General features: G+C 71.1%; 10 protein-coding genes. 4 read left to right on the forward strand and 6 right to left on the reverse strand.

All coding sequences use genetic code 11. The features are described 5' to 3' along the window. Positions 1-106: 106 nt before the first annotated feature. On the reverse strand, positions 107-1,354 hold the full coding sequence (locus AC08OP_RS15210) for a thiamine pyrophosphate-dependent enzyme (protein ID WP_476614800.1): 1,248 nt from the start codon (positions 1,352-1,354) through the stop codon (positions 107-109). Between the two features lie 212 nt (positions 1,355-1,566). Here AC08OP_RS15210 and AC08OP_RS15215 point away from each other — a divergent pair, with 212 nt between their 5' ends. Together AC08OP_RS15215 and AC08OP_RS15220 are read left to right on the forward strand one after the other, a co-directional pair. After that, the gene (locus AC08OP_RS15215; RefSeq protein ID WP_476614809.1) at positions 1,567-1,899 is read left to right on the forward strand and encodes a YnfA family protein; all 333 of its coding nucleotides are present in this window, start codon (positions 1,567-1,569) and stop codon (positions 1,897-1,899) included. A 32-nt stretch (positions 1,900-1,931) separates the two neighbouring features. Next, positions 1,932-2,360 (forward strand): hypothetical protein, encoded by a 429-nt coding sequence (locus tag AC08OP_RS15220; protein ID WP_476614801.1) that lies wholly within the window; start codon positions 1,932-1,934, stop codon positions 2,358-2,360. Positions 2,361-2,446: 86 nt separating this feature from the next. Here AC08OP_RS15220 and AC08OP_RS15225 read toward each other — a convergent pair whose 3' ends face one another. The 4 genes from AC08OP_RS15225 to AC08OP_RS15240 form a co-directional block, all read right to left on the reverse strand. Continuing rightward, complete coding sequence (locus tag AC08OP_RS15225) at positions 2,447-2,686, reverse strand: hypothetical protein (RefSeq protein WP_476614802.1); 240 nt, start codon at positions 2,684-2,686, stop codon at positions 2,447-2,449. Positions 2,687-2,877: 191 nt separating this feature from the next. After that, the gene (locus AC08OP_RS15230) at positions 2,878-3,594 is read right to left on the reverse strand and encodes a 2OG-Fe(II) oxygenase (protein WP_476614803.1); all 717 of its coding nucleotides are present in this window, start codon (positions 3,592-3,594) and stop codon (positions 2,878-2,880) included. A gap of 20 nt (positions 3,595-3,614) precedes the next feature. After that, positions 3,615-4,175 carry a methylated-DNA--[protein]-cysteine S-methyltransferase gene (locus AC08OP_RS15235; protein WP_476614804.1) on the reverse strand — a complete coding sequence of 187 codons (561 nt, stop codon included), beginning with the start codon at positions 4,173-4,175 and terminating at the stop codon, positions 3,615-3,617. A gap of 6 nt (positions 4,176-4,181) precedes the next feature. After that, positions 4,182-4,910: a bifunctional transcriptional activator/DNA repair enzyme AdaA gene (locus tag AC08OP_RS15240; protein WP_476614805.1), complete on the reverse strand. Its 729-nt coding sequence runs from the start codon at positions 4,908-4,910 to the stop codon at positions 4,182-4,184. Positions 4,911-5,276: 366 nt separating this feature from the next. On the opposite strand from AC08OP_RS15240, the gene AC08OP_RS15245 reads away from it, so the two are divergent. Both AC08OP_RS15245 and AC08OP_RS15250 read left to right on the forward strand, forming a co-directional pair. Further along, a complete protein-coding gene (locus tag AC08OP_RS15245; protein WP_476614806.1) occupies positions 5,277-5,669 on the forward strand; it encodes a chaperone modulator CbpM in 393 nt (130 codons plus the stop codon). Continuing rightward, complete coding sequence (locus AC08OP_RS15250) at positions 5,666-8,308, forward strand: ATP-dependent Clp protease ATP-binding subunit (protein WP_476614807.1); 2,643 nt, start codon at positions 5,666-5,668, stop codon at positions 8,306-8,308. The genes AC08OP_RS15245 and AC08OP_RS15250 overlap by 4 nt, the downstream gene beginning before the upstream one ends. Here the strand turns inward: AC08OP_RS15250 and AC08OP_RS15255 are convergent. Continuing rightward, entirely contained in the window at positions 8,295-8,999 is a 705-nt protein-coding gene (locus AC08OP_RS15255; RefSeq protein WP_476614808.1) for a GNAT family N-acetyltransferase, read from the reverse strand. The genes AC08OP_RS15250 and AC08OP_RS15255 overlap by 14 nt on opposite strands. Positions 9,000-9,080: the final 81 nt, after the last annotated feature.

The following is a 9,080-nucleotide window of genomic DNA, read 5'->3' on the forward strand; positions in this document are numbered from 1 at the left end:
CGCATGGGGAGCTCCTCGCCGCTGGTGGCGGAACGTCCTTCCCTTACCCGGCGAGGATATGACCGCCACCCGCAGAGAAACGAGTCCCGTCATCCTCAGATCATCCTCAGAGGAACGAGTCGCGGTACGCGGCGAACCACTCCCGTTGCCGGCGCTGATCGGCCGTCTCCTCCGCGGCGACATGGTCGAGCATCGAGGAGGGGTCCGGCGGGTCGAGGGCGAGGGTGTCCCGGCGCAGATCGGCCGCGGCGGCGTCGGCCCGCCGGCGGACCTCGTCAAACCAGCCGGCCTCAACATCGGCGGCGAGCAGCCGACGGAGGCGCTCGATGGGATCCCGGGCCTGCCAGGCGATGATCTCCTCCGGCGGCTGGTAGCGGGTCGCGTCGTCGGAGGTGGTATGCGGGGCCATCCGGTAGGTGTTGGCCTCGATGAGCACCGGGCCGCGACCGCTGCGCGCATGGTCGAGCGCCCAGGTGGTCACCGCATGCACCGCGAGCACGTCGTTACCGTCGACGCGCAGGCCGGGGAAGCCGAACCCGTCGGCCCGGCGGGCCAACCACACCGGGGACTGCCGCCGGCTCGGCGTGGAAATCGCCCACTGATTATTCTGGCAGAAGAAGACGACGGGCGCACCGAAACTCGCCGCCCACACGAATGCCTCGTTGGCATCACCCTGGCTCATCGCACCGTCACCGAGATACACCATCACCGCCAGGTCGGTATCGGTGTCGCCGGTGTCGGTGCCGGTGCCGCCAGTGCCGCCGGTGCCGGTGCCGGCGGCGCCGTCAAGGAGCACCCCCATCCCGAAACCGACGGCGTGCAGCGTCTGGGCCGCCAGAACAATCGTGTAATTAGCCATATTGTGACGGTGCGTATCCCAGCCATCGTGACTCACTCCCCGCAGCAGCCGAATCACCTCGACCGCCGGGACACCGCGGTGCCAGGCGACCGCGTGTTCCCGGTAACTGGGGAAGAGGTAATCCCGGGGACGCGCGGCCGCGGCGGATCCGACTTGCGCGGCCTCCTGCCCCCGCAGCGGAATCCACAGGACCAGCTCACCCTGACGTTGCAGGGCCGTGGCCTCCTCGTCCAGCCGGCGGGCCAGGAGCATGGAGGTGTAGAACTCCATGCGCAGCTCGTGGTCGGCGAGCACCGAGAACCGAGAATCGGTGACCAGCGAACCATCGGGGGCGAGCAGTCGGATGCCGCCATCGTCGAGTTCACCCGCCGCGGGCGAGGTGTTCTCCCCGAACGCACCGGGAAAATGATGCGGAGCGGGACCGCCCACCGAATCCGGTTCGAGCCGCGGCATCGGCCCGCCGGTAATCAGTTCCGGATCCCGTACGACATTCATACCGAGCACCCTTCCCCCACCCGAAGATCACAGGACGTCCTACCATCGGAAACCATCGAAAAAGAGCGGTGTACCCGTGCGACACTACGCGGTGCGGACGGGGTGAAAACACGGGCGAGGTAACGACGAGATTCCGGCCACAGGATTCCGAGGCCGCAGGACGATGCCGGGAAGATGACGATGCCGGGAGGATACTGACTATCGTGAAGCACGTGGGCGTCGTCCGGTCTCTGCTGCTGTTCATGGTGGCCGCGGTCACGGAGATCGGTGGTGCCTGGCTCGTGTGGCAGGGCGTGCGCGAGCACCGCGGGCCGGTCTGGGTGGGGCTCGGGATCGGGTTCCTGGCCGCCTACGGCTTCGTCGCGACCCTCCAGCCGGACGCGCACTTCGGCCGGGTCCTCGCCGCCTACGGCGGGGTCTTCGTCGCCGGTTCCCTGCTCTGGGGCGTGACCGTCGACGGCTTCCGACCCGACCGCTACGACCTCACCGGAGCCGCGATCTGCCTGCTCGGCGTCGCCGTCATCATGTACGCCCGGCGCGTGTGACGGCTGACGGCTGACGGCGCACAATATGGCTCATGGCGCGCACCGCGGAACGTGTACGGGTCGTGCTGGAGCGTTCCGGTGGGCTTCTCGGGCGCAGCGTGCGCCGCGGTCTGGACACGGCCGATCTCAGTAAGCAGGAGGCCGAGAACCTGCGCCGCCTGGCCCGCGAGGCGGTGCATCACGGCGATCTCGCGGCCACAACGGACGCCGCGGATGCCGGTCAGGTAGATTCCACCGAGGCCCGGGGTTCCACCGCGCCCCGGGGTTCCACCACGCCCCGGGGTTCCACCGAGGCCCGGGAGCGGCACGACATCGGCGCGGACCGGTTCGTCTACACCCTGGAGATCGACCGGCCCGGGGAGCACGCGGTGCGGACGTTCTCCGAGCCGGTGCCCGACGAGGTCCGGCCGCTGCTGGCGCTGCTGCGCACCGCGCCACTGCTGCCCGCGAGCCGTCCCTAGCGGTGTCGCTGACAGCGAGGTTGACCACCTCGCGCACCGCGGACCCAGTCGTCGACGACTGGGTCCGCTTCGCCAGCCTGGACCGGCTACGCCTGCCCGTCCTCGACCCAGTACCGGCCGAAGGACTGCACCTCACCCTCCAGCGTCTCGCCTTCACCGACCAGATCAGCCACGCCGAGGTCGACAAAAGCATCGAGGAGACACGGCGGCGCTTCGCAGGCGTCCAGGGGAGCTGGATACGCTTTCGCCCCCGAAAACCGTGTCCAGCTCCCCCCAAACTCGTTCGCCCAGGCGAACGACGCGCCTGGCGCGGCACGCTGAACCATCGCCCAGGCCGCCTCCCGCGGCCTTCGTCGCCGCGTAGACGGCGTTCCCCGGCCAGGCGTGCTGCCCCCACCGAGGCGATGGCATTGATGATCATCCCGCCGGCAGTCGCCAGCCTTACCGGCCCTACCAGCCCTACCAGCCCGGCCACACAACCGCTCCCACTACTGGCTCCCACTGCTGGGTAGATGCGTCACGCAGCGTCGTGGAAGACCAGGCCGAGGGCGTGACGCCGGCCCGAGCGGACGGTGCTCGCCCCGTGGCGCACCGCCGAGGCGGACCAGCCGCGGGCGGAGCGCACCGGCCGGTCCCGGGTCGTGAAGACCAGCGCGTGCCCCTGCGGCAGGACGAGGGAGGTTCCGCGGGACTGGGCGCGCATGCGCTGCTCGACGAGCAGGAACTCCCCGCCGGTGTAGTCCTCGCCCGGCACGTCGAGGCCGATGACGACCTGGAGCGGGAAGACGAGTTCCCCATAGATGTCGCGATGCAGCGCGTTCCAGTCACCCCGGCCGTAACGCAGCAGCAGCGGCGTCGGCCTGGTCTGCCCAGCCTGGTGGCACCGGCCGAGCCAGGAGCCGAGGGTGTCCGGCCACGGGGCCGGCCGGCCAAGTCGACCGGCCCAATCCCGGGCGACGGGCAGCAGGTGCGGGTAGAGCGTCTCGCGCAGCCGCTGGACCAGTTCTGGGAGCGGATAGCCGAAGTATCGGTACTCTCCTGACCCGAACCGGTGCCGGGCCATGTCGACCGTGGAGCGGAAGTGCCGCGTCTCGTCGTACAGTTCCGCGAGGGCGTGGCACTGCGCCGGGGTGAGGATCCCAGGGGTGAGCGCGCAGCCCACCACGTCCAGCTCTGCTCCGATCGGCGCCCAGTCGACATCGTCCGGTGACGGTAGCCGGCCGGTACCCGTCATGGCCAGGCCAGTAGTACCCGTCACGACCAGGCCGCCGCCGCGTCCAACATCGGCGCATCCAACATCGGCGCGAGTACCCCCTCATGGCGCAGCAGCGCCTCCTTGCGGGCGAGTCCGGCCGCGTAGCCGCGCAGGGTGCCGTCGGCTCCGATCACGCGGTGGCAGGGACGCACGAGCAGCAGGGGGTTCGCGCCGACCGCGGCGCCCACGGCCCGCACGTCGCCGCGGGCGGCGCCGGTCCGTTCAGCGAGGCGGCCGTAGCTGGTCGTCGTCCCGTACGGGATGGCCTCCAGCGCCCGCCAGACCCGTTCCTGGAACGCAGTGCCATGGGTGAGGAACTCCAACTCGAAGACCCGGCGCTCGCCGGCGAAGTACTCCTCGATCTGCCGGGCGGCCTCGGTGAAGGACCTCGGGGCACGCCGCCAGTGCGGCGCCACCGTCACGGATCCCCTCTGCTCAGGCATGGACAGGGAGCTCAGGGCGGTCCCGCCCGCCACGCCGCCCGATTCCTCTCCCACCAGTTCCTCTCCCACCAGCAGCAGCTCGCCCAGCGGGCTGTCCAGGGTCGTGTAGACGGTCATCGGCTGTCATCCTTTCCCGTGCCATCGATCCTCCGCGGACCGGTGCCGTCGTCGACTCGTGACTGGTCCGGCGACTGACCCGACGATGGTCCTCCGCTCCCGGCCCCCCACAGATGGTGCATGGCGTAGGAGCGCCAGGGCCGCCAGGCCGCGGCGTCCGCCAGGGCCGCGCGGACGCGCCGGGCGCCCGCCCCGCAGTTCGCTCGGCGTGGCGGCATAGATCATCCTGATGGTGTCGTTGAACTGCCGGACGCTCGCGAACCCGGCCGCAAAGGCGATGCCCGTCGCCGCCAGGTCGGTGGTCTGGAGCAGTACCCGCGCGGTATGCGCCCGCTGTGCACGGGCCAGCGCGAGTGGTGCCGCGCCCACCTCCGCGTTCATCTGCCGTTGAAGCTGCCGCACGCTGTAGCCCAGGCGCGCCGCGAGCCCCGAGACACCTTCCCGGTCGACCACGCCGTCGCCGATCAGCCGCATCGCACGGCCGACCACGTCGGCGCGAACGTTCCATTCGGCCGAGCCGGGCACCGCGTCGGGACGGCACCGCCGGCACGCCCGGAAGCCCGAGCCCTGCGCCGCCGCGGCCGTCGGAAAGAACCGGACGTTCTCTCGCTTCGGCGTGACGGCTGGACAACTCGGGCGGCAGTAGATGCCGGTAGTGGTGACGGCGAAGAAGAACGCGCCATCGAAGCGCGCGTCCCGGCTGCGCAGCGCCTCGTAGCGGCTCTGGTCCGTCATCACTCCACCTACTCTCGACGAGTCCCGTCTCGCATGCTGGCGGAAATCGGACGTCGTGCCCGTGGGCGCATGGCGGGCGCGGCCATCCCCGGAGACCACACCTATCCGTCGTGGAGTCGTCACCTCTGGTTGCGAACGCCATCGGGTTCGACCTACGGTCACATGGGTAACCGGGTCCGGCCTACGACCACATGGGTAATCGGACCGCTACCCGGAGATGATCCGGCTCGACCGTACCCGCGCCCAGGCCCGGTCTCCGCCGCACGGGCGGTGTGCTCCTCCGGACCGGCCCTCCACATCCCCAGGTGGGCGGGGGACCACCGGATCGGCCCATCAGCAGGAGGCATCCATCAGCAGGAGGTAATCGTGGGAAGGGCAGCCGGAAGCGATCCCGACCCGACCGTCCCGACCGTCCCGGTCACCGGGATCACCCACCTGGGCGGCGTCGAACCCGGTCTGGATCTTCTCGGGCTGGACTCCTTCTGCCTGCGCACCCGGCTGGGCCCGGACATCGTCCGCCGGTTGGTCGCCCTCGGCCTGCTCGACGTGCGCGTCGGCCAGGCGGGGCAGTGGTGGCTGCCGGTCTGCGCGGTCGGGCAGGCGGTGCGCATCGAACGGCTGCGCCGCGACCTCGGCATTACCTATGCGGCCACCGGCGTCGTGCTGGACCTGCGCGACCGCATCGACGAACTCGAACAGCGCATCCGCGGCCATCGCGACGGCCCCGGCCGTGCCGGCCCCGGCGAGGAGTACCGATGAAGTCGACCAAGCTGACCGAGAGCGCCCAGGACGCGCTGAAGGCGGCCCAGACCAGGGCGATGCGGTTCGGCCACACCGAGGTCGACGGGGAACATCTGCTCGCCGCGCTCGTCGAGCAGCCGGACGGACTGGTCCCGCGCCTCATGGTCGCATCGGGTGCTACCCCACCCGCCCTCACCAGTGCGGTGGAGGCGGAGCTGGAGCGCAGACCGCGGGTGTCCGGACCGGGGGTCCGACCGGGGGTCCGACCGGGCGAGGTGTACATGACGCAGCGTCTGTCCAGGGCCCTCGACGCCGCCGAACGGGAGACACACCGCCTGGGCGACGAGTACATCTCGGTCGAGCACCTGCTGCTGGCCCTGCTCGAGGAGGGACCCACGACACCGGCCGGCCGGATTCTGCACGAGCAGGGTCTGACCCGGGAACGCCTGCTCATCGCGCTGACCCGGGTGCGCGGAGACCGGCGCATCGTCTCCGCCTCGCCGACGGCCACGGACGACGCGCTGGAGAAGTACGGACGCGACCTCGTCGCCGACGCCCGCAACGGCCGCCTCGACCCCCTGATCGGGCGGGACGCCGAGATCCGCCGAGTGATCCAGATCCTGTCCCGCCGGACGAAGAACAATCCCGTGCTGCTCGGCGACCCCGGAGTCGGCAAGACCGCGATCGTCGAGGGCCTCGCCGACCGGATCTTCCGCGGGGACGTTCCGGACAGCCTGCGGAACAGGAGGGTGTTCCAGCTCGACCTGGGCGCGCTGGCGGCCGGGACGGCGCACCGCGGTGCGTTCGAGGAACGACTCAAGGCGGTTATGGCCCAGGTCACGGCGTCCGAGGGGCGGATCCTGCTGTTCGTCGACGAACTGCACGCCGTCCTGGGGGCGGGTGCCGCCGAGAGGACGACGGATGCCGGCAACGTGCTCAAGCCGCTACTGATCCGCGGCGACCTGCACCTGATCGGGACGACGACACTCGAGGAGTACCGCCGGCAGATCGAGTCCGACCCCGCGTTCGCACGCCGACTCCAGACCGTCATAATCGATGAACCATCAGCGACGGACACCATCTCTATCCTGCGCGGGCTGCGAGGACGGTTGGAGATCTTCCACGGGGTTCGGATCGCCGACGCGGCGCTGGTCTCGGCTGCGGTGCTGTCCCATCGGTACATCAGCGACCGTTTCCTGCCGGACAAGGCGATCGACCTCGTCGACGAGGCGGGCGCCATGCTGCGCACCGACATCGACTCGATGCCGACCGCCCTCGACGAGATCACCCGCAAGGTGGTCCGACTGGAGATCGAGGAGGCCGCGCTCGCGCAGGAATCCGATCCGGCGAGCATCGCCCGGCTGGACCAGCTCCGTGGGGAGCTCGCCGACGTGCGGGCCGCGGCGAACGCGATGCGCGCGCGGTGGGAGGCCGAACGCCAGGCCATTCGGCGGGTCCGGGGGCTGCGGGAGGAGATCGAACAGGCCCGGCGGCGGGCCGAGGAGGCCGAACGGGCACACGACCTGGCGACCGCGGCGGAGCTGCGCCACACCCGCCTGCCCGAACTGGACCGGCGGCTCGCCGACGAGTCCGAACGGCTCACCCCCCGGCGGGGCGGCCACCGGTTGCTGCGCGAGATGGTGACCGCCGACGAGATCGCCGATCTGGTCTCCCGCTGGACGGGGATCCCGGTGGCCCGGCTCCTCGAGGGGGAACGGGAGAAGCTGCGACGCCTCGACCAGGTCCTGCGCGCCCGGGTCGTCGGACAAGACGAGGCGGTGCGGCTCGTCGCCGACACGGTGCTCCGGGCCCGCGCGGGCATCGGGAACCCGCGCCGCCCGATCGGGTCGTTCCTCTTCCTCGGGCCGATGGGGGTCGGGAAGACCGAGCTGGCCCGGGCCCTGGCGACGGCCCTGTTCGACTCCGAGGACAGTCTGATCCGCATCGACCTGGGCGAGTACCAGGAGCGGCACAGCGTCGGCCGGCTGCTGGGCGCCCCACCCGGCCAGACCGGGCCCGTCGAGGGCGGGCAGCTCACCGAGGCGGTACGACGCAAGCCCTACGCGGTGGTGCTGTTCGACGAGATCGAGAAGGCACACGCCGACGTCCTCAACGTCCTGCCGCAGGTCCTGGGCGACGGTCGGCTCACCGACGCCCGGGGACGCACCGTCGACTTCCGCGACACCGTCGTCATCCTGGCCTCCGGCGTGGGGTCCGAACGGCTCACGGGCGGTCCGGACGCCGACGGGACGGCCAGGCCCGAGGTCCGCGCTCGGATCACGGGCGACCTGCGCCGGGCCTTCCGGCCCGAGTTCCTTCACCAGGTCGACGAAGTCGTGCTGTTCTCCCCGCTGACCCTGCCCGAGATCGAGCGGGTCGTCGACCTGCTGGTGGACGACCTGCGGGCCCGATTGGCGGATCGGCGCATCACCCTGGACATCACCGAGCCGGCCAGGATGTTCATCGCCCGTCAGGGCTACGACCCAGTCCACGGCGCCCGCCCGCTGCGCCGCTACCTGCAACGCGAGGTGGAGACCCGGATCGGGCGGGAGATGATCGCCGGCGAGGTCGACGACGGTTCCGCGGTGGTCGTCGACCTCGCCGGAGACGCGCTGACGGTCCGGCACGGACGGTCCGGCACGCTCAGCGGTCGCTGAACCCCGGGCGGTCGCCGAACCTCTTGCGGAGGACGGCGAAGTAGAGATCCGGTCGCAGCGGCCGGCCGAACCGTTCGTCGTCGTAGGGGAACGGGCTCGTTCTGGTGGTCAGGACGTATCCGCGCCGCTGATACCAGGCGATCAGTTCGGCCCGTTGGGCGATGACCAGCAGGTCCATCCAGGCCGCGGACCAGGCCGTCACGGCGTGCCGTTCGGCGAGCCGCAGCAGCGTGTCGCCGAGCCCGTTGCCCTGGCGGGTCGGGCTTACTGCGAACATGCCGAAGTAGGACCCGGTCGACGGTGATGCATCCGGGCCACACCGCTCCGCGTCAGCCTGCCCGCGGGTGGTATGCCCCGACCGGGTCACCTCGGTCGCCGCGGTCGCCGCGTGCTCCGACCGGGCCGGTGGCTCGACCCGTCGTTCCACGTGGCAGCAGCCGAGGAGGGTTCCGTCCGGGTCCTGCGCGAGCAGGACCACGCTGTCCGGCGCCGCCAGTGCCGCGCCGACCGCGGCGGCGTCGGTCCGCCGCCCGGCGAGCAGATCGGCCTCGGTGGTCCACCCCGCGCGACTGGGCTCCCCCCGGTACGCGGACTCGACGAGCTCGACGATCGCCGCGACGTCGGCCTTGGTCGCACGGCGGAACGTGAGATCGCCCGGGTAGACATGGGAAACCGATCGCATCCCCCCCATCCTCACAGCTCCAGGAAGTAGTCCCCCGGGAACGCGAGCGAGCGCATGGTGGGTAACGGCCCGGGCGGGACGGGGGAACGG

The sequence above is a fragment of the Frankia sp. CeRuru1 genome, from assembly GCF_977966315.1.

Bases quoted from the DNA above. Each gene is read 5' to 3' on its own strand.
- AC08OP_RS15210 (WP_476614800.1), bottom strand. From the start codon at position 1,354: ATGAATGTCGTACGGGATCCGGAACTGATTACCGGCGGGCCGATGCCG.
- AC08OP_RS15220 (WP_476614801.1), top strand. From the start codon at position 1,932: ATGGCGCGCACCGCGGAACGTGTACGGGTCGTGCTGGAGCGTTCCGGT.
- AC08OP_RS15225 (WP_476614802.1), bottom strand. From the start codon at position 2,686: ATGGTTCAGCGTGCCGCGCCAGGCGCGTCGTTCGCCTGGGCGAACGAG.
- AC08OP_RS15230 (WP_476614803.1), bottom strand. From the start codon at position 3,594: ATGACGGGTACCGGCCGGCTACCGTCACCGGACGATGTCGACTGGGCG.
- AC08OP_RS15235 (WP_476614804.1), bottom strand. From the start codon at position 4,175: ATGACCGTCTACACGACCCTGGACAGCCCGCTGGGCGAGCTGCTGCTG.
- AC08OP_RS15240 (WP_476614805.1), bottom strand. From the start codon at position 4,910: ATGACGGACCAGAGCCGCTACGAGGCGCTGCGCAGCCGGGACGCGCGC.
- AC08OP_RS15250 (WP_476614807.1), top strand. From the start codon at position 5,666: ATGAAGTCGACCAAGCTGACCGAGAGCGCCCAGGACGCGCTGAAGGCG.
- AC08OP_RS15255 (WP_476614808.1), bottom strand. From the start codon at position 8,999: ATGGGGGGGATGCGATCGGTTTCCCATGTCTACCCGGGCGATCTCACG.